Origin of the sequence: Shinella sp. WSC3-e (genome assembly GCF_945994535.1) — a bacterium.
Classification (GTDB): Bacteria; Pseudomonadota; Alphaproteobacteria; order Rhizobiales; family Rhizobiaceae; genus Shinella; species Shinella yambaruensis.
The window spans coordinates 72678-90875 of the sequence record NZ_OZ000533.1 but is presented as its reverse complement, the minus strand read 5'-3'; the positions used below and the strand labels follow the sequence as shown (position 1 = coordinate 90875).

The following is an 18198-nucleotide window of genomic DNA, read 5'->3' as shown; positions in this document are numbered from 1 at the left end:
CGCCGGACGTGGCCTTTCGTCATTCAGAGGGTCTTCACCAGGAAGTCGCTCGGGGCCTGGTCGAGCAATTGCCGGGCCAGCCTGCGGCCAAGTTCGGCGGCGTCCGCGACATCCGCCTCGCCGGAGGCCGAGATCACCTCGGAGCCGTCGAGGCGAAGGATCTCGCCGCGAAGGTGAATACGGTCCCCGATGATCTCGGAGAGGCCGGCGATCGGCGTCTGGCACGATCCGTCGAGCACGGCGAGGAAGGCGCGCTCGGCGGCCATCTGACAGCCGGTCGCCGCATCGTCGAGCGGCGCAAGCAGTTCGGCGACATGGGCGTCGTCCGCGCGCCGCTCGATGGTCAGCGCGCCCTGACCGACGGCCGGCAGCATGTCGCCCGTGTCGATCGGCCGCCCGACGGCGCCGGACATGTGCAGCCGGTTGAGGCCGGCCACGGCGAGAAGCGTCGCCACGGCCACACCGTCCTCCAGCTTCTTCAGCCGGGTCTCGACATTGCCGCGGAAGTCGACGATCGCCAGGTCGGGCCGGCGATGGAGAAGCTGGGCGCGCCGCCGGACGCTCGACGTGCCGACGACCGCGCCCTCGGGCAGGTCCCACAGGCTTTCCCAGCGGGCGGAAACGAAGGCGTCGCGCGGGTCCTCGCGGACCAGGTGACAGCCGAGCGCCAGGCCCTCCGGCCGCTCGACCGGCACGTCCTTGACGCAGTGCACGGCCATGTCGATGGTGCCGTCGAGCAGCGCATCCTCGATTTCCCGGGTGAAAAGACCTTTTCCACCGACGTCGCGCAGGGCGCGATCCTGGATCCGGTCGGCGGTGGTCTTGATGACGACGATCTCGAACGCTTCTTCGGGCAGGCCGTGGGCGGCCATGAGCAGCGACCGGGCTTCGATGGCCTGCGTAAGTGCCAGAGGCGAACCCCGGGTGCCGATCTTCAAGGACGCGTTCTGTGTCATGTCGCTTGATTATCATTGCTGAATTTTGTGTGCAACGCACCGCCGATCTCGAAGGGCTGATCTCGATCCCGTACGACCGCCATTCCTGCCAGCCTGCGGCCTATACCGCGCGGTCGGTCACGGTGTGAAGAGGGTGAATTTCGTCATGGAGATGGAGGTCGCCGCCACCTGGACGTGATGGGCAAGCTCGGCCTCGACGCGCTCGACGGTCCAGCGGGTGGTGGGCGCGGCGATATTGACGGCGGCGACGGCCTGGCCATGGTCGTCGGTGATGGCGGCGGCGACGGAAATATCCCCCATCACCGTCTCGTTGGCGACGATGGCGTAGCCTTTTTCGGCCGCCTCCTGGATGCGCGCGCGCAGCAGGCCCTCGTCGGTCACCGTGGCGGGCGTCAGCGGGCGCAGGTCCGTCTGGGCGAAGACCTCGTCCCGCTCGGCGGCGGTGCGGCGGGACAGGATGACGGTTCCCGATGCCGTGAAGAGTGCCGGCAGGCGGCTTCCCACCATGATGTCGACATTGACGAGATGCTGGCCGGGAAAACGGCCGACATAGACGATCTCGGGCCCGTCGAGTTCCTGCAGGTTGGCGGTCTCGCCGACGCCGCGGCTGATCTGCAGGAGATAGGGGGCCGCCTTGTGCAAGACCTCATGGGCATGCAGGTAGTTGTAGGCGAATTGCAGGACCCGCGAGGTCAGGGCATAGTTGCGGCTGTTGTGCGCCCGGCGCAGGTAGCCGAGCGTTTCGAGCGTATAGACCAGCCGCTGGGCGGCGCTGCGGTCGAGCCCCGCCGCCTTGGCGATGTCGGAAAGCGGCATCTGCCGGGCCGGGCCGTCGAAGGCGTGCAGGATGCGGAACATCTTCTCCGACGAGCCCACGAACAGCGAGGACCGCTTCGGATCGCCGCCGTCGTCCTTCGTCTCTTCCTGTGTCGCCGGGATGTCGGCCTTGCGTGACATGCTGGTCTTCCGTTCTCGCCGTCCTGTCGGACCTTCCGTTTCGGATATGGCTGTAAACCCAGCCATATCCGTTGTCCACCGGCGCGGAAAACCTGTCACGCGGCCTTTTCGAGGCGTTCGAGCAGGCGGGCATATTCCGCGCGCAAGGCGTTGCGCAGTTCGTCCTTCGGCTGGCGCAACGGCATCAGCGTGCGCGGCGCGTCGATGCCGATCATGTCCATCACCGATTTCATCGGGCCGGGATTGGTCTCGGCGAAGGCGAGGTTCATCAGCGGGATCAGCTCGCGGTGCAGCGCCAGCGCTTCCTGCGTCTTGCCGGAGGAGGCGAGATCGAACAGACGCCGCCAGGTGCGGGGCAGCAGGTTGGCGGTCACCACGATGCCGCCCTTTGCGCCGGCCGTGACATGCAGCGGGAACAGCGAATCCTCGCCGCTCAGCACCGTGAAGGACGGATCGACGCCAGCGACGACGCGCAGGTAATGATACATGTCCGTGTTGCAGGCCTTCATGCCGATGATGCGCTCATGGCGCGACAGCTCGTGCAGCACTTCGGGATCGATGGCGATGCGGGTGCGGTAGGGGATCTCATAGATCAGGATCGGCAGCGGAGAATTGTCGGCATAGCGCAGGAAATAGTCGCGGATGCCGGCCTGCGTCGGGTTGGTGTAATAGGGCGTGATGACGAGGAGGGCGTCCGCGCCGGCGGCGGCGAAATCCTTGCCGGCATCGAGCGCGTCGTGGAAGCCGGTGTCGAGCACGCCGGGGATGACCGGACCCGCACCGGCCATGGCCTTGGCGCTCATTTCCACGAAGCGATTGCGCTCGCGGCGCGACACGGCGCCGTATTCGCCGGTGCCGCCGAGCGGCACGACGCCGTCGATGCCCTGCTGCTTCAGCCAGGCAAACAGCGCGTCGGTCGCCTTGACGTCGATCGTATCGTCGGCCTCGACCGGCGTGACGATCGCCGGAAGGATGCCGTGAAGGCCTGTAGAGTCGAGCATGGAAATTCCTTTCTTTCAAACGGCGGGAGGGTGAAGGCGGCCCGGCTGCGAGCCGCCCTGCAATGAGATCAGCGGGCGAGGCTGCGCTGGCGCATGCGGTCGGCGGTGAAGATCAGCACCGAGATGAAGACGAGCAGGCAGGTGGAGACCGCCGCGATGACCGGCGAGACCTGCAAGGTCACCTCGTCCCAGAACTGCTTGGGCAGCGTGGCGCTGAGGCCGCCGGACGAGAAGAGCGCGATGGTCAGCTCATCGAAGGAAGTGGCGAAGGCGAAGAGGAAGGCCGAGAACATGCCTGCCGCGAGGATCGGGAAGGTCACGTAATAGAGGCTCTTCGCCGGGCTCGCGCCGAGGCTCTGGGCCGCAAGGTCGAGCCGCGTGTCGTAATTGCGCAGCACGGCCACCATGGTCATCACCACATAGGGAACGCAGACGACCGTATGGCCGATGATGAGGCCCAGCGAGGTGCCGACGAGGTTCAGTTCCGCGAAGACATAGAACAGGCCGACGGCGATGATGATGCGCGGGGCGACGATGGGCGACAGCACGAAGGCGAGCAGCGCCGCCTTGCCGCGGATATTGGCGCGGGCAAGGAGGAAGGCGGCGGGAACGCCGATCAGCATCGACAGGATGCCGGTGCCCAGCGCCACCGTCAGCGAGCGCCAGAGCGCCTGCGTCCAGACCGGCGTGTTCCACATCTGCGCATACCATTCCGTGGTGAAGCCGGAGGGCGGCCAGTTGAGACCGGCCTGGCTGAAGGAGATCGGCACCATCAGGAAGGCGGGAACGCTGATGAGCACGAGGATCGTCCAGACGAAGACGGTCAAAGGCCAGGGCGTCTTGCCGGCGTCGGTGCTCTTGCCGCTGCCGGGAAAGAGGCCGATCAGCCCGTCGCTGGCATCGCCCACCATGGTCAGTATCTTCGCCCCGGCGCGGCGGGCTGCCGTGTCGCGGTTGGTGGTGCCGGCGGGGCTTTCGCCCGTCAGCGATGCGAAGCCGAACACCCGGTCGTAGAGGATGAAGACGATCAGCACCACGACGAGAAGCAGCACGGAGATGGCGCCGGCAAGGCCCCAGTTCAGCGTCTGCTGCACCTGGTCGATGATGAGCTGGGTGATCATCGTCTCGAACCGGCTGCCGAGCAGGGCCGGTACGATGAAGAAGCCGATGGCGGTGACGAAGACCATGATGGCGGCGGCGGCGACGCCCGGCATCGAGAGCGGGAAATAGATCGTCCAGAAGGCTGCGCCGGGGCGGGCGCCGAGCGTCGAGGCGGCGCGCGGCAGGTTGCGGTCGATGTTCTCCATCACGGCGAGCATGGTCATGACGGCGAGCGGCAGCATGGCGTGGACCATGCCGACGAGGACCGCGCCGAGGCTGTAGATGAGGTTGGCCGGCCGGTCGATGACGCCGATCGACAGCAGGAACTGGTTGACGACGCCGTTACGGCCGAGGATCACCACCCAGGCGAAGGCGCGCACCAGGAAGCTCGTCCAGAAGGAGAGGAGCACCAGGAAGATCAGCCGGCCCTTCATGCGCGGGCTGGCCGTCGAGATCAGGTAGGCGACCGGATAGGCGAGCGCCACGGAAAGCAGCGTGGTGATCAGCGAGATCTTCAGCGTGATCCAGAGGACCCGGAGATAGAGATCGGAGGCGAAGAGCTGCCTGTAGGCGGCGAGCGAAAAGCCCTCCGCATCGACGAAGCTGAGCGAGAGGAGCTTGCCGACGGGATAGACCAGGAAGCCGACGAGCAGCAGCAGGAGCGGCGCGATCATCAGCCAGTTCTTGATCCAGTCCGGCATGGGCGCGGAGCGGGTGCGGTTGGAAGCGGCGCTCATCGGCTCAGGTCCTCGCGCTTTCCGGGATCGCCACGGCGTCCGTGCCGTGCCAGGCAAGCGCCACGCGGTCGCCCATGCGGAAGGTCTCGCCGCTCGCACGGGTCGGGAAGGCGGCGACGAGATCGGGAAGCTCCTCTTCGGCGGCCTTCATGTAGACCTTGGTGAGGCTGCCCGTCACCATGACGTCGGTGACGGTCGCCTGCAGCCTTGCGCCGTCCGCCTCGCCCGCCGGGGCGATGGAAAGGTTCTGCGGGCGGATCATGATGTGCACGGCCGCGCCCGGCGCGAGCCGGCCGTCGGCGAGCGCGCGGCCCTTGACGGCACCGGCGCCGATGGCCACGGCGATCTCCCCGCCCTCGACCGCCTCGACCTTTGCCGGCAGGAGGTTCGATTCGCCGAGGAAGTCGGCGACGAAGAGGGTCTCGGGGCGGAAATAAAGGTCGCCCGGCGTGCCGAGCTGCTCGATCCGGCCGGAATTCATCAGGCAGATGCGATCCGACATGGTCATCGCCTCTTCCTGGTCGTGGGTGACGTAGATGATCGTCGCGCCCAGCTCCCGGTGGATACGCTTTATCTCGAGCTGCATGTGCTCGCGCAGCTTCTTGTCGAGCGCGCCGAGCGGCTCGTCCATCAGGATGATCGAGGGCCGGTAGACCATGCAGCGGGCCAGTGCCACGCGCTGCTGCTGGCCGCCCGAAAGCTCCTTGGGATAGCGCTGCGCGATATGCGGCAGGCGGATCATCTCCAGCGCCTCCTGCGCGCGGCGGCGGGCTTCTCCGGCCTCGACCTTGCGCATCTTCAGCGGGAAGGCGATGTTTTCCAGGATGGTCATGTGCGGGAAGAGCGCATAGTTCTGGAAGACGACGCCGATGTCGCGCAGGTGCGGCGCGCTGTAGGTCACGTCGTCGCTGCCGATCAGCACCGCGCCGCCGTCTGGCCGCGCCAGGCCCGCGACGAGGCTGAGGAGCGTCGTTTTTCCCGAGCCGGACGGCCCGAGCAAGGTGAGGAATTCGCCCTCTGCGACGACGAGGTCCGTCTCGGCGAGTGCGACGAAATCCCCGTAGCGTTTGGAGAGTTTCTGCACGGTCAGGCTGGATGACGACATGGGGTGCCCTGCTGAAAAGAGAGAGAGGGGCGGGGCCCACGCCGTGCGCGAGCCCCCGGATACGGATCAGCGGATCAGGTGAGCAGCCAGCTGTTGTAGCGCTCGATGACGGCAGCCTGGTTGTCGAGCCAGTACTTGGCGTCGATCTGCACCCCGCTCTCGATGTTCTTCGGGAAGGTCGGCGAATCCTGTGCGACCTTCGGGTCGATCAGGTCGAAGGCGGCCGGCTGGGTGACGCCGGCGGCAAAATATTCCATCAGCGCGGCCTGACGCTTGGCGTCGGAGGCGAACTTGATGAACTCGCGGCAGGCGTCGGCGTTGGGCGTGCCGGCGAGGATCGACCAGCTGTCGAGGCCCCAGATGTTCTGGTCCCAGACGATCTCGACAGGCGCGCCGCCGGCCCGGGCGGACTGGGCGCGCGAGACCCAGGTCGGGATGAGGTCGACCTCGCCGGAGGTCAGCATCTGCTCCACCTGCGCACCGCTGGTCCAGAAGACGTCGATGTTCTGCTTGATCGTGTCGAGCTTCTTGAAGGCGCGGTCGATGTCGCAGGGATAGACGTCCTTGGTGGCGACGCCATCGGCCAATAGCGCCTGCTCGATCGTGTCGAAGGGATGTTTGCGCAGCGCCCGGCGGCCCTCGAAACCTTCGACATTGAAGAAATCGGCCCAGGATTTCGGCGCCTCGCGGCCCTCGAAGGCATCCGAGCGATAGGCGAGGACGGTGGTGTAGACATTGTTGCCGACGCCGTATTCCGACATGTACTGCTTGGGCATTGTGGCGATGACGGGATCGCTTTCGAGGCCGTGCGGCTCCAGGTATTTCTTGTCGCCGGAGGTCAGCATGAGGATGGCCGGCTGGCTGATCTTGGCCATGTCCCAGGTATAGGCGCCGGCATCGACCATCGAGCGGATCTGCGCGGTCGGCTCGGCATTGGCCTGCACGCCGACGACCTCGATGCCCGTCGCCTCCTGGAACGGGCCGTAGAAGACGGCGCCGTAGGCCTTGGTATAGATGCCGCCGTCGTCGCGCACGACGATACGCTTGCCCTCAGCGCGCGAGGGCGTCCAGATGGCAGGGGCGGCCAGCGCCGCACCCGCGATGGCGGTGGTCTTGAGAAGCCGGCGGCGCGACCAGCCCTGGTTCAGAATGCTCATTTCAGTTCTCCTCTTTCGCTGTTGATTGTCGGAACCGGCATGGCCGCCGGTGTGGCATTGTCGCCGCTGGATCAGGCGTCCGGCGGAATGAGGCGGCCCGGATTGAACAACCCCTTGGGGTCCAGGGCAGCTTTGACGGCGCGCATGAGCGCAAGGTCCGCGGGGCTCTTGTAGCGGGCCATTTCCTTCAGCGAGACCTGTCCGACGCCGTGCTCGGCGCTGAACGTGCCGCCGAGCGCATGGGCGGCATCGTTGACGGCATGGCGGATCGTCTCGGCCAGCGCGTCGCGATCCTCCAGCTTATCCCACTGGTCGAAGTTGAAGAAGGGAATGAAGTGGACGTTGCCGTCGCCCATATGGCCGACGATGACCAGTTCGGCCTCCGGCGCGAGTGCCTTCACAGCGGCACCTGCCTCGCGGATGAAGTCGGCTGTGGCGGAAACGGGCACGGCGCAGTCGGTGGTGAGGCCGACGCCGCCCTTCTTGTTGGCTTCCGAAACGCTGTGGCGCAGTTCCCACATGGCTGCACGCTGGCCTTCGCTTGCGGCGATCACGGCATCCGTCACCAGACCGTCTTCGAACGCCCGGGCGAGAAGACCTTCAAGGGCGGCGTCGAGGTCGTCTTCGCCACCGGTGTCGGAAAGCTCGATCAGGAGGTGCCAGTCGTGCGCGGCCTCCAGCGGCGAGCGGCGCTGCGGCACATGGCGCACCACGAGGTCGAGCTGCTTGCGGTTCATCAGCTCGAAGCCGGAGAGTTTTGCGCCGCCCTGCTCCTGCACCCGCGTCAGCAGCCGCACGGCGGCCTCGGGATCGGCAAGGCCGGCCCAGGCGACGGCGTGGCGCGTCGGCAGCGGATGCAGCTTCAGAACGGCGGCGGTGACAATGCCGAGCGTGCCTTCCGAGCCGATGAAGAGATGTTTCAGGTCGTAGCCGGTATTGTTCTTGCGGAGCGCCGTCATGTTCGACCAGACGGTGCCGTCCGGCAGCACGGCTTCGAGGCCGAGCACGTTCTCGCGCGTATTGCCGTAGCGCAGCACCGAGGTGCCGCCGGCATTGGTGGCGATGGTGCCGCCGATCTGGCAGGAGCCTTCCGCGCCAAGGCTGACGGGATAGTAGCGGCCCGCCGCGCGCGCCGCCTCCTGCACATTGGCGAGCACGCAGCCCGCTTCCACTTCCATCGTGTTGTTGACCGGATCGACCTTGCGGATGCGGCGCAGGCGCTCCAGCGCGACGATCACCGGCGCGGGGCCTTCGGCCGCCGGAACCGAGCCGCCGACGAGGCCCGTATTGCCGGCCTGGGGGAGAACCGGCACCCCATGCCGCGCGCAGCAGGCGACGATGCCGGCGACCTCTGCGGCATCGGCGGGGCGGGCGACGCACAGCGCCTTGCCCCGATACCGGCTGCGCCAGTCCTCCGTCGCGAAGGCCATCGCCGCCTCGTCGGTCAACACCGCGTCGGCGCCGATGAGGTCCGTGAGCTCTTCAATCAGGGTCTTGGTCATTGGTCTTCCCAAGTGATTGCATTTCGATTATAATAATTGAAATACGATAGACGATAATTGCCGGCCTGACAAGACGCCGACTCGGCTTTCCGAAAACGAGGCGGAAAACGATCGTGGCGCGATTCGATTTTGCGTTGACAGGTACGCGCAAGAAATCGTATTGAAATCCATATGAATTGCATTGTGATTATATCTGATGCAGCCCGAAACCCTGGTGAACCATGAAGCCGCTCAACGTCGCCGATTACCGCCTGGCCGCAAAAAGGCGGCTTCCCCGCGGCATGTTCGAATATATCGACCGCGGAACGGAGGATGAGGTCGGCCTCAGGGGCATCCGCAGCGCCCTCGACGCGACCCGGCTCAATCAGCACGTTCTCAACGACGTCTCCGCGCCCGATACCTCGACGGTGATCTTCGGGGAGACGCTGCCGCTGCCGGTCATCATCTCGCCGACGGCCGTCGCGGGTCTCGTCTGGCACGACGGCGAGGTGCAGCTTGCCCGCGCCGCGCGGGCGGCGGGCATTCCCTTCTGCGTGGCGACGCAGTCGATGACCTCCATGGAGGATATCGCGGCCGGCGCTGAAGGCGCCAATCTCTGGTTCCAGCTCTATGTCTTCGAGGATCGCGGGCTGACGCGTGACCTCCTGCGGCGCGCCAAGGCCCTCGGCATCCGCAACCTGCTCTTCACCGCCGATACGCCCCGCTCGCCGAAGAAGGAGTGGAACACCCGCAACGGCTTCGGCATCCCAATCAAGCCGTCGCTGGCCGGCGGGCTCGATCTTCTCACCCATCCGCGCTGGTCGCTCGCCGTGATGGCACGCTACGTGCTGACGACGGGCGTGCCGACCTATGCGCATTATCCGCCGGAATACCGCACCAGCATCACGCGCGCCGCCGTCTGGGACAATGTCAAGCTGGCGCGGCGGCTGACCTGGGACGATTTCGCCGAGGTGCGCAAAGAATGGGACGGCAACCTCATCCTCAAGGGCGTGCTCTCCCCGGCCGATGCCGAACGCGCGCTGTCGCTCGGGGCCGATGGCGTCGTCGTCTCGTGCCATGGCGGACGCAATCTCGATTCCGCCCCGATGGCGCTCGACGCCCTGCCGAAGATCGCCGATGCGGTCGGAGGGCGCATGACGATCCTTGCCGACAGCGGCATCCGCCGCGGCAGCGACATCGTCAAATACATCGCCTCGGGCGCCGACGCCGTGCTCGTCGGCCGCGCGACCCTCTATGGAACGGCGGTGGGCGGCGAAAAGGGCGCGAAGGGCGTGATCGACATCCTCGCCGAGGAACTCGACCATTGCATGGCCTTCACGGGACGCTCGCGCCTGTCGGAGATCACGCGCGATGCGATCTGGCGGCCATAATATCCGTCGTTCACATCTATCTGGCCTCGTCCCCTCGACGCGGTGCCGGCGGGCGGGCATTGTCGGCGGCCGGACGGAACGGGAGTGGATGGACGCATGGCGGAAGAGAAGAAGGATACGGACGATCACCTGCTGGTGGGCAGCGTCGTCAAGGCGTTCCGCGTGCTGGAGGCGTTCGACCGTCCGCACCGCAGCATGGGTTTTTCCGAGATCTCCCGGGTGACGGGCCTTGAGAAGAGCGCCGCGCAGCGCGCCGCCCATACGCTGTGGCGTCTCGGCTACCTCGAAAAGACGCCCGGCTCCGGCGAATACCGGCTGTCGCTGCGCTGTCAGGACATCGGCATGCGCTTTGCCGAGACGAACCGCATCGTCGAGGCGGTCGCGCCCTATATCTCGCTCCTGCGCCGCAAGACGCAGGCCTCCGTCAATCTCACCATGCTCGACGGCACGGAGACGGTCTTCGTGCAGCGGCACACGACCGTGGACATGCTCGGCAACAAGCTCGGCGTGCGCGCGCGCCTGCCCGCCTATTGCACGGCGACGGGCATCGCCATGCTCGCCCGGTTGCCGGACGACGAGGTGCGGGACGTGCTGGCACGCAGCGACCTCAGGCCTGTCATGCCGAACACGGTCTGGCAGACCGACAGGATCCTGGAGCGCATCGGCGAGACCCGCGCGCAACGCTACGCCTTTGGCGTGGAGGAGGACATGGCGAGCGACATCACGCTCGCCTGCGGCTTCACCGATCCGGCGACCGGCGACGTTGCGGCGATCGGCCTTTCCTATTTCAGCGGCACGACGAGCGTTGAGGAGGTGCATGCCCAGGCGTGCGACCTGCTCGTCAGCGTGGTCGACAATCTTGCCGGCGAACTCGCCGGAAACTGACGGCGCTTTTTCTCTTTTTTGCGATGAATGGCTCAAGAAGGAAGGATTCTATCGCGCATTATTAATTACAATGTAATTATAAAGAAATGGATTGTAATTTACCTGATTTGTTATACGATCAGTGTGTGAGGAGAGGGCGTGCGAAAGCGCCCATGAACCGAAAATCCAGGACAACAAGGGAACTGCGCTGTGAAGAAAATCGCGATGTGGGGCGCTGCCTGCTGGGCGGTGCTGGCTGTGGCGGGTGTTGCCTCGGCGGGCACGCTGGAGGACGTCAAAACCAATGGTATTCTCAAATGCGGTGTGACCACCGGCAATGCCGGTTTCTCCGCGCCGGATGAGAAGGGCGAGTGGGAAGGCTTCGACGTCGACCTCTGCCGGGCTGTCGCCGCCGCCGTGCTGGGCGATCCGACGAAGGTGCAGTTCACGCCGCTTTCGGCGAAGGACCGCTTTCCGGCGCTTCAATCCGGCGAGATCGACATCCTGTCGCGCCAGACGACCTGGGTGCTGAGCCGCGAAGCGAGCCTCGGCTTCCTCTTCGGGGCGGTGACCTATTACGACGGCCAGGGCTTTCTCATCAACAGCAAGAAGATGCCCGACGTGACCTCCGCGCTCGGCCTTTCCGGCGCGACGATCTGCCTGCTGGCCGGCACGACGACGGAACTGAACCTTGCCGACTATTTCAAGGCGAACAACCTGGAATATTCCCCGCTGGTCTTCGAGAAGATCGAGGAGGCCAAGTCCGCCTATGACAGCGGCCGCTGCGACGTCTATTCCGACGACCAGTCGAACCTCTACAGCGCCCGCTTGTCGCTGTCGGCCCCGGCCGAACATGCGGTCCTGCCGGAGATCATCTCGAAGGAGCCGCTCGGCCCCGTCGTGCGCCAGGGCGACGACCGCTGGTTCAACATCGTGAAGTGGACGCATTTCGCCATGGTGCAGGCCGAGGAGTTCGGCATCACCCAGGCCAATGTCGATGAGATGAAGACCTCGCCCAATCCGGAGGTCAAGCGCCTGCTCGGCATGGAAGCCGACGCGAAGCTGGGCACCGACCTCGGCCTGACCGAGGACTGGGTGGTGCGCATCGTCAAGGCCGTCGGCAATTACGGCGAAGTGTTCGACCGCAATATCGGCTCGGGCAGCCCGCTCAAGATCGCCCGCGGCCTGAACGGGCTGTGGACCGACCACGGCCTGCAATACGCCATGCCCGTGCGCTGAACGCCTATGATCGCCGGAGGCGGGCGACCGCCTCCGGCAGCGTCCGGCTTTCAGGCGGATGTCGTCCCGGCCAGTTCGACCGCGCGCCGATGCGCCGCCACCGCCGCCTTGCGCATCACGTCCCGCAGCCCCTCGTCCCCCATCAGGACGGTCAAAGCCGCCTCCGTCGTGCCGCCGGGGCTGGTGACCTGCCGGCGCAGGTCGGACGGCGGCGTGCCCGTCGCCATGGCCAGGGCGCTGGCTCCCTCGACCGTTTCCCTTGCAAGGGCCAGGGCGAGGGGAGCGGGAAGGCCCAGGTTTACGCCGGCGTCGGCGAGGCATTCGATGAAATGGAAGACATAGGCGGGACCGGAGCCGGAAATGGCGGTCGCCGCGTCGATCGCCGCTTCGCTTTCCACCCGGTGCACCGTCCCGTTCGCCGACAAAAGCCGCGTTACACTCGCGACCTGCGCCGCGCTCGCCCGTTCGTTCGCGCAAAGGACGATGGAGCCCTTGCCGATGGCCGCCGGCGTGTTCGGCATGGCCCGGACGATCGCAACCTCGCCGAGGCCGGCGGCGATGGAGGCCAGTGGAATGCCGGCGGCGATGCTCACGGTGACACCCTCGGCCACATGCGGCCGATAGGCCGGCAGTGCTGCGGCCATGGCCTGCGGCTTGACGGCGAATATCGCGAGCGCGGCCTTGAAGCCGGGTTCGAGCGTTTCCGTCGAGACATGGGTCCTGACCCCGAGCACACCGGCCTCCTCGCGCAGCGTACCGGCCGGCTCGACGACATGAACCGCGTCGGCGCGGGTGAAGCCCGCGTCCAGCCAGCCCCGCAGCATCGCGCGGCCCATATTGCCGCATCCGACCAGCAACAGCGGGCCGCTCATGGTATTGTCGTCCATGTCAGGCCTCCGTCGTCGGAACGCCGTTGACCACAAGATCGGCAATGGTCTTGCCCCAGCCGTTCTCTTCCGTGGCAAAGAAATCGCCGACGACATAGCTGGCGGCCAGCACTGTCACGGGGCCGAGCGGGCCGATCGGATCGGTGGGAAGCGAACCGAGCGACACCGCCGCCGAGCCCCAGCGGCAGGAGGTCAGGCGGAAATCCGGCGAGGTGTCGCGGGCGATCACCCGCTTGTTGAGGATCGTGCCGTCCGGCGCGGGCTGGATGTGGATGTTGAGATGCGGCGTGGTCTTCAGCGGCTCCGTCTCCGTCCCGTCGAAACGGCAGTCGATGGTGATGAGCGGCACGCCGTGGCGCACGACGCGCGCGCTCGCGCCGCCGTCCTTCTCCTCCAGCGTGATCGTGCCGAATTTTTTCGGATAGCCCCAGAGGTCGCGGCCGGCGGCAATGGCGGCGTCGTTGTCCTCGTATTCAAAGAGGAAATAGCCGCCCTCGCGCTCGCCGAAGCGGACCGGAATGACGATGCCCGCATCCATGAAGGGCGCCTTGCGGCAGTTGGTGAAGTCGGAAACGTAGACGAGGAACCGGTCGCCGTTCAGCGTGAAGGGCGTGTTTTCCAAATACTGGCCGAGGATGGCCGGATCGCCCCGGCAGATCGCGTTGAGGCTGCGGTTGCCGGGGCATTCGTAGGGCACGAACGGATCGGGAATCAGGGGAGCCTGGAGCGGCATGTTGTTGCCGTTCTGAAGGGGGATGCGATTCATGGCGGTCCTCTTAGCGGTGCGTGAAGAAATATTCTGCAAAATTCATTTATATGAATTTGATATAGGGGACTTTCGTGTCGTCAAGCGATTTCCGCGGCTACCAGCACTTGGAAGAGCGTAAATCCCAAGCCTTATTTCCTGCCGGGAATCGAAATAATGTATTCTGATCAGTGAGATATGAAGAGTTCGAGCGGCTTGGCGGGAAGTTCGCTTGACAGAATTTCAAAATTGATCTGAAATGTCAGTGCAATGAAATTTTGAACGGCTGTGAGCGACATGAAACCGTACGACCCCCTGCAATTCTGGAATTTCCTGCGCTTCGGCCCGGGAAACGTCACCTATGCCTGCCCCGGCCTGAAGACGCTCTCGGTCTATTGCCGGGGCGAGCGCGCGCAGATGGAGCGCCTTCTGGACCCGCTGCCCTTCGAGCTGGCGGATGACCGCTTCGTCGTCTCCATCGCCGATTTCGGCAACAATTCCGGCCGCACCTATTTCGACGCCGCGGTCATCCTGCCGGTCCGATACGGCGAGCATGTCGGCGGCACCTACTATTTCGAATACGAGGACAAGCACACGACCGTCGCCGGCGGGCGGGAGCTGTGGGGGTATCCCAAGCATTTCGCCCGGATCGAACTGGAGGAGACGGCGACCGGCATGCGCGGCAAGACCTCGCTCTACGACGACGTCATGTTCGAGATCGCGGTGGATTTCGACCCCTCGGTCAGCCGCGAGGCCTGGGCGGACCTGCGCCTCTTCCCGCACTACCAGGTGCGTGCCGTGCCTGAGGTCAACGGGCCGGGTTTCCAGACCTTCGACATCATCAGCCGCAACACCATCAAGGACTACAAGCTGACGGAGCGCAAGGTCGGTCGCGGCCGCGTTTCCCTCGGCCCGACGATTTCGGTTGGCGGGGAACGGCTGCGGATCGCCGAGGTGCTCGGCGCCGAATATACGGTGGGCGATTTCGCCTCGACGCCGGAAAACGGCGTGCCGACCGTCGTCGCGTCGCTCGTTTGACGCATTTGCGGCGCCGGATCCGGTTTTGCGGATCCGGCGCCGATACCCGATAAAGCTCGACCAAAAAGGGGAATCACGACATGAGCAAGGTATCCACCAAGACACTCCTGGCCTCGGCCGTCTTCGCCGTGCTGGCGGCAGCGCTGCCGGCAAAGGCCGAAACGGCGGCGTTCGGCCGTTGCGAATTGAAGGAAGGCGCCGCCAAGCACGCGTTGAGCCCGGCCCACGAGGGCGTGCTGACCATCGCCGTGCCGCTGCCCTCGCCGCAGGCCTACCAGGGCAACACGCCGGAAACCATCGACGGCGGCTATCTCTATTGCCTCGGCGCGGAGATCGCCAGCCGTGGCGGCATCGGCAAGATCGTCGTCAAGAACGCCTCGTTCGAGTCCCTCGTAACGGGCAAGGCGTCCGATTTCGACATGTCGATCTGGGATCTCTTCCCCACCGACGAGCGCAAGAAGTCGGTCGATTTCTCCGGCAGCTACCGCTTCACCGATACCGGCGTGATCGCCAAGGCCGGCAGCGACGTGACGGCCAAGACACTGGGCGCCAAGCGCATCGGCGTGCTGCTCGGCTCGGTGCAGGAGAAATTCGTGCGCGAGAAGCTGAAGCCGACCGGGGACCTGCGCATCTTCCAGTCGAACGACGATATGTGGGCGGCGCTGATGGCCAACCAGATCGACGCGGCGCTGGCCGATACGGAAACGGCGCTGCCGCGCGCCACCGCCTCGAACGGCGCGCTGAAGGTGTTCGGCCGCTATCCGATCGGCGGGGACGTCGCGATCCTCTTCCCCAAGGGCTCCGCCAATGTCGCGCCCACCGATGCGATCCTCGCCGACATGCGCGCCGACGGCTCGCTCGCGGCGATCGAGGTCAAGTGGCTCGCGCCGATCCTCGGTGCGCCGGTCTCCAGCATCGAGGAGTGGACGACCGAATGACGGTGACGAAGAGCATCGACGCGCCGGCGCTGTCGGGAACGAGGGAGGGGGCGCACCAGACGCCCCCGCTTCCGATGGGCTGGCCCCTTGCCTTCGCCGCGGCGCTGGCCACGGCTTCGATCGGTATCGCCTTTCTTGCCGGCGGCAGCGTCGCGACGCTTGCCGGCGAGAGCATGCGGCTTGCCGGCGCGATTGCGGCCGCGCTCGCCGTGGCCTTCGCGCTTGGCATCCCCATGAGCCGCGCGTTGCGGGCGCGGCGCCTTTCGGCCGAGGCTTGGCGCGGGGGCGTTCCCGTCGCAGCGCGTGTCGAGGCGGCCCATGCCCGCCACCATGCCTTCACGGCGATGGGGCTCGGCCTGTTCCTTTTGCCCGTGCTCGCGGTCGCGACCTTCCTGACGATCAACGATGCGGTGGTCTACAAGACCTTTCTGCGCGGCGACGTCATCCTGGCGAGCCTTGTCGACGTCACCAAGGCCTTCGGCGCGAACCTCACGATCGCCGTCGCCGCGCAGGTCCTCTCCATGCTGCTCGGCCTGCTGCTCGCCATCGGCCGTTCGTTGCAGGGATCGAGCTTCGCGCTGGTGCGCGGCGTCTGCATCTTCTATGTCGATATCTTCCGCAGCCTGCCGGCCATCGTCATCATCTATCTCGTCTGCTTCGGCGTGCCGCTGATGGGCATTCCCGTGCTCAGCGACGGCGATCCGATGCTCTACGCCATCGTCGCGCTGTCCCTGACCTATGCCGCCTATAACGGCGAGCAGTTCCGCGCCGGCCTCAAGGGCATCCATCACAGCCAGATCTCCGCCGCCCAGTCGCTCGGCATCCCGCCCGGCGCAGTGCTGCGCCTCATCGTGCTGCCGCAGGCCATGCGCCGCATCGCCGGCCCCATGCTCGGCAATTTCATCGCGCTGCAGAAGGATACGGCGCTGGTGAACATCGTCGGCATCGTCGATGCCTTCACCCAGGCCAAGATCTATTCGGCCAACTACTACAATCTCTCGTCCGTCACGGTGGTCTGCATCCTCTTCATCGCCATCACCATTCCGCAGACCCGGCTGGTCGACTACCTCGTCGCCCGCGCCGACACCAAGGAGGGCCGCTGAGATGGCAAGGCCGCTGATCGAACTTGAGGGCATCGGCAAGTCCTACGGCACCTTCCGCGTCATCGACGGCATCGACCTCGATATCCCGCGCCATTCGGTCGTCTCGCTGATCGGTGCCTCCGGCTCGGGCAAGTCGACGCTGCTGCGCTGCCTCAACGGGCTGGAGGACATCCAGCAGGGCGAGATCCGGCTCGACGGCGAGGTGATCTCCGGCCTCGGCATCGACCACGTGGCGCTGCGCCGGCGCGTCGGCATGGTGTTCCAGAGCTACAACCTCTTTCCCCACATGTCGGTGCTCGGCAACTGCACGGTCGCGCCGGTCATCACCGGCGCCTGCGGCCGGGAGGAGGCGGAGGCGCGGGCGCTCGCCATGCTGGAGCGCGTCGGCATGCGCGACAAGGCGAAGGCCTTTCCCGACCAGCTTTCCGGCGGCCAGCAGCAGCGCGTCGCCATCGCCCGCACCATGATCATGCAGCCGGAGGTGCTGCTGCTCGACGAGATCACCTCGGCGCTCGATCCCGAACTGGTGATGGAGGTGCTCGATCTGGTGCGCGATCTGGCGCGGCAGGGCATGACGATGCTACTCACGACGCACGAGATGAGTTTTGCGCGGGAAATCTCGGATAAAGTATGCTTTCTCTACAAGGGCCGGATCCTGGAAGAAGGTCCGCCCGAGCAGGTGTTCGGCGCGCCGCGCGAGGCGGCGACGCAATCCTTCCTGCGCCGGGTGACGGCCGCAGGACGGCTATGAGGTGAAGGCGGGCGCGGGGCGCCTGCCGGGCAGGCAGTGAAGGACATGTCATGACGACCATCGCGGCGGGTGCGGCCATGCTGCCGGACAGCGACAAGGCGGCCAAATCGGAGGAGCGCTTCAGCGACAAGGTATACGGCATCCTGCTCGACCGGCTGGTGCGCCTGCATTACCAGCCCCTGCAGCCGCTCAACGAGCGGGAACTGACCGCCGAGCTGGATATCGGGCTTGCGCCGATCCGCGAGGCGCTGCGGCGGCTGGAGGGCGAGCATCTTGTGGTGATCTACCCCCGGCGCGGCATCTTCGCCGCCGATATCGGCCTGCGGGACCAGCAGTCGATCAAGGAGATCCGGCTGGAGATCGAGGGGCTGGCGGCCTCGCTTGCGGCCGTGCGCGCGACGACGCAGGAGCGTCAATCGCTGATGAAATTCGCCGAAAAGCTGGTGGAGGAGCGCGACATCTCGCTCCAGATCGCCGGGGACGCCGAGTTCCATCGTCGCATCTACCGCATGGCGCGTAACGACTATCTTGCCGCGATGCTGACGCAGAACTTCAATCTCGCTCTCCGACTCTGGTATTTCTGCAACCAGAGCGCACCTTCGCAGAGCCCCGAAGCGGTCGATCACCGGCCGCTCGCCGTCGCCATCCTCGGCGGCGACAGCGAGGCGGCGCGCGGCCTGATGCGGGCACATGTCGCCCATGATTCCGACCGCGTGCGCGATCTCCTGTTCAAGAGCGCCGGCTGAT

At 65.9% G+C, this 18198-nt stretch carries 17 protein-coding genes; 8 read left to right on the top strand and 9 right to left on the bottom strand.

Annotated elements, in window-relative coordinates; genetic code table 11:
* Nucleotides 1–23 precede the first annotated feature (23 nt).
* From hemC to AABF56_RS29090, 7 genes are all read right to left on the bottom strand, one after another.
* On the bottom strand, nt 24–956 hold the full coding sequence (gene hemC / locus AABF56_RS29120; protein WP_272808591.1) for a hydroxymethylbilane synthase: 933 nt from the start codon (nt 954–956) through the stop codon (nt 24–26).
* A 117-nt stretch (nt 957–1073) separates the two neighbouring features.
* A complete protein-coding gene (locus AABF56_RS29115) occupies nt 1074–1913 on the bottom strand; it encodes an IclR family transcriptional regulator (protein ID WP_272808592.1) in 840 nt (279 codons plus the stop codon).
* A 95-nt stretch (nt 1914–2008) separates the two neighbouring features.
* Nucleotides 2009–2914 carry a 4-hydroxy-tetrahydrodipicolinate synthase gene (dapA, locus tag AABF56_RS29110; protein WP_272808593.1) on the bottom strand — a complete coding sequence of 302 codons (906 nt, stop codon included), beginning with the start codon at nt 2912–2914 and terminating at the stop codon, nt 2009–2011.
* Between the two features lie 68 nt (nt 2915–2982).
* Complete coding sequence (locus AABF56_RS29105) at nt 2983–4752, bottom strand: ABC transporter permease subunit (protein ID WP_272808594.1); 1770 nt, start codon at nt 4750–4752, stop codon at nt 2983–2985.
* A 4-nt stretch (nt 4753–4756) separates the two neighbouring features.
* A complete protein-coding gene (locus AABF56_RS29100) occupies nt 4757–5857 on the bottom strand; it encodes an ABC transporter ATP-binding protein (protein WP_272808595.1) in 1101 nt (366 codons plus the stop codon).
* Between the two features lie 74 nt (nt 5858–5931).
* Entirely contained in the window at nt 5932–7014 is a 1083-nt protein-coding gene (locus AABF56_RS29095; protein ID WP_244768626.1) for an ABC transporter substrate-binding protein, read from the bottom strand.
* Nucleotides 7015–7085: 71 nt separating this feature from the next.
* The gene (locus AABF56_RS29090; protein ID WP_272808596.1) at nt 7086–8516 is read right to left on the bottom strand and encodes an FAD-binding oxidoreductase; all 1431 of its coding nucleotides are present in this window, start codon (nt 8514–8516) and stop codon (nt 7086–7088) included.
* Nucleotides 8517–8737: 221 nt separating this feature from the next.
* Between AABF56_RS29090 and AABF56_RS29085 the strand changes: the two genes are divergently transcribed.
* The 3 genes from AABF56_RS29085 to AABF56_RS29075 all read left to right on the top strand — a co-directional run bounded on the left by AABF56_RS29085 (nt 8738) and on the right by AABF56_RS29075 (nt 11989).
* Complete coding sequence (locus AABF56_RS29085) at nt 8738–9886, top strand: alpha-hydroxy acid oxidase (protein WP_272808597.1); 1149 nt, start codon at nt 8738–8740, stop codon at nt 9884–9886.
* Nucleotides 9887–9982: 96 nt separating this feature from the next.
* The gene (locus tag AABF56_RS29080) at nt 9983–10771 is read left to right on the top strand and encodes an IclR family transcriptional regulator (RefSeq protein WP_272808598.1); all 789 of its coding nucleotides are present in this window, start codon (nt 9983–9985) and stop codon (nt 10769–10771) included.
* A 189-nt stretch (nt 10772–10960) separates the two neighbouring features.
* Nucleotides 10961–11989, top strand: coding sequence for an amino acid ABC transporter substrate-binding protein (locus tag AABF56_RS29075; RefSeq protein WP_443021246.1), 1029 nt, complete (start codon nt 10961–10963; stop codon nt 11987–11989).
* A 50-nt stretch (nt 11990–12039) separates the two neighbouring features.
* Here the strand turns inward: AABF56_RS29075 and proC are convergent, their stop codons facing one another.
* Together proC and AABF56_RS29065 are read right to left on the bottom strand one after the other, a co-directional pair.
* Entirely contained in the window at nt 12040–12861 is an 822-nt protein-coding gene (proC, locus tag AABF56_RS29070; protein ID WP_272808769.1) for a pyrroline-5-carboxylate reductase, read from the bottom strand.
* Nucleotides 12862–12877: 16 nt separating this feature from the next.
* A complete protein-coding gene (locus tag AABF56_RS29065; protein WP_272808599.1) occupies nt 12878–13642 on the bottom strand; it encodes an acetoacetate decarboxylase family protein in 765 nt (254 codons plus the stop codon).
* 276 nt (nt 13643–13918) lie between these two features.
* On the opposite strand from AABF56_RS29065, the gene AABF56_RS29060 reads away from it, so the two are divergent.
* From AABF56_RS29060 to AABF56_RS29040, 5 genes are all read left to right on the top strand, one after another.
* A complete protein-coding gene (locus tag AABF56_RS29060; protein WP_272808600.1) occupies nt 13919–14659 on the top strand; it encodes an acetoacetate decarboxylase family protein in 741 nt (246 codons plus the stop codon).
* 80 nt (nt 14660–14739) lie between these two features.
* Nucleotides 14740–15597: an ABC transporter substrate-binding protein gene (locus AABF56_RS29055; RefSeq protein ID WP_272808601.1), complete on the top strand. Its 858-nt coding sequence runs from the start codon at nt 14740–14742 to the stop codon at nt 15595–15597.
* Nucleotides 15594–16700: an amino acid ABC transporter permease gene (locus tag AABF56_RS29050; protein WP_272808602.1), complete on the top strand. Its 1107-nt coding sequence runs from the start codon at nt 15594–15596 to the stop codon at nt 16698–16700. Before AABF56_RS29055 ends, AABF56_RS29050 begins: the two co-directional genes overlap by 4 nt.
* Nucleotide 16701: 1 nt before the next feature.
* Nucleotides 16702–17451, top strand: a complete 750-nt coding sequence (locus AABF56_RS29045) for an amino acid ABC transporter ATP-binding protein (protein ID WP_272808603.1) — start codon at nt 16702–16704, stop codon at nt 17449–17451.
* Nucleotides 17452–17501: 50 nt separating this feature from the next.
* Nucleotides 17502–18197, top strand: coding sequence for a GntR family transcriptional regulator (locus AABF56_RS29040; protein WP_272808604.1), 696 nt, complete (start codon nt 17502–17504; stop codon nt 18195–18197).
* The last annotated feature ends 1 nt before the right edge of the window (nt 18198 follow it).

Bases quoted from the DNA above. Each gene is read 5' to 3' on its own strand.
- AABF56_RS29090 (WP_272808596.1), bottom strand. From the start codon at position 8,516: ATGACCAAGACCCTGATTGAAGAGCTCACGGACCTCATCGGCGCCGAC.
- AABF56_RS29060 (WP_272808600.1), top strand. From the start codon at position 13,919: ATGAAACCGTACGACCCCCTGCAATTCTGGAATTTCCTGCGCTTCGGC.
- AABF56_RS29095 (WP_244768626.1), bottom strand. From the start codon at position 7,014: ATGAGCATTCTGAACCAGGGCTGGTCGCGCCGCCGGCTTCTCAAGACC.
- AABF56_RS29100 (WP_272808595.1), bottom strand. From the start codon at position 5,857: ATGTCGTCATCCAGCCTGACCGTGCAGAAACTCTCCAAACGCTACGGG.
- AABF56_RS29065 (WP_272808599.1), bottom strand. From the start codon at position 13,642: ATGAATCGCATCCCCCTTCAGAACGGCAACAACATGCCGCTCCAGGCT.
- AABF56_RS29050 (WP_272808602.1), top strand. From the start codon at position 15,594: ATGACGGTGACGAAGAGCATCGACGCGCCGGCGCTGTCGGGAACGAGG.
- AABF56_RS29115 (WP_272808592.1), bottom strand. From the start codon at position 1,913: ATGTCACGCAAGGCCGACATCCCGGCGACACAGGAAGAGACGAAGGAC.
- AABF56_RS29055 (WP_272808601.1), top strand. From the start codon at position 14,740: ATGAGCAAGGTATCCACCAAGACACTCCTGGCCTCGGCCGTCTTCGCC.
- proC (WP_272808769.1), bottom strand. From the start codon at position 12,861: ATGAGCGGCCCGCTGTTGCTGGTCGGATGCGGCAATATGGGCCGCGCG.
- hemC (WP_272808591.1), bottom strand. From the start codon at position 956: ATGACACAGAACGCGTCCTTGAAGATCGGCACCCGGGGTTCGCCTCTG.
- AABF56_RS29040 (WP_272808604.1), top strand. From the start codon at position 17,502: ATGACGACCATCGCGGCGGGTGCGGCCATGCTGCCGGACAGCGACAAG.
- AABF56_RS29085 (WP_272808597.1), top strand. From the start codon at position 8,738: ATGAAGCCGCTCAACGTCGCCGATTACCGCCTGGCCGCAAAAAGGCGG.
- AABF56_RS29080 (WP_272808598.1), top strand. From the start codon at position 9,983: ATGGCGGAAGAGAAGAAGGATACGGACGATCACCTGCTGGTGGGCAGC.
- AABF56_RS29105 (WP_272808594.1), bottom strand. From the start codon at position 4,752: ATGAGCGCCGCTTCCAACCGCACCCGCTCCGCGCCCATGCCGGACTGG.
- dapA (WP_272808593.1), bottom strand. From the start codon at position 2,914: ATGCTCGACTCTACAGGCCTTCACGGCATCCTTCCGGCGATCGTCACG.
- AABF56_RS29045 (WP_272808603.1), top strand. From the start codon at position 16,702: ATGGCAAGGCCGCTGATCGAACTTGAGGGCATCGGCAAGTCCTACGGC.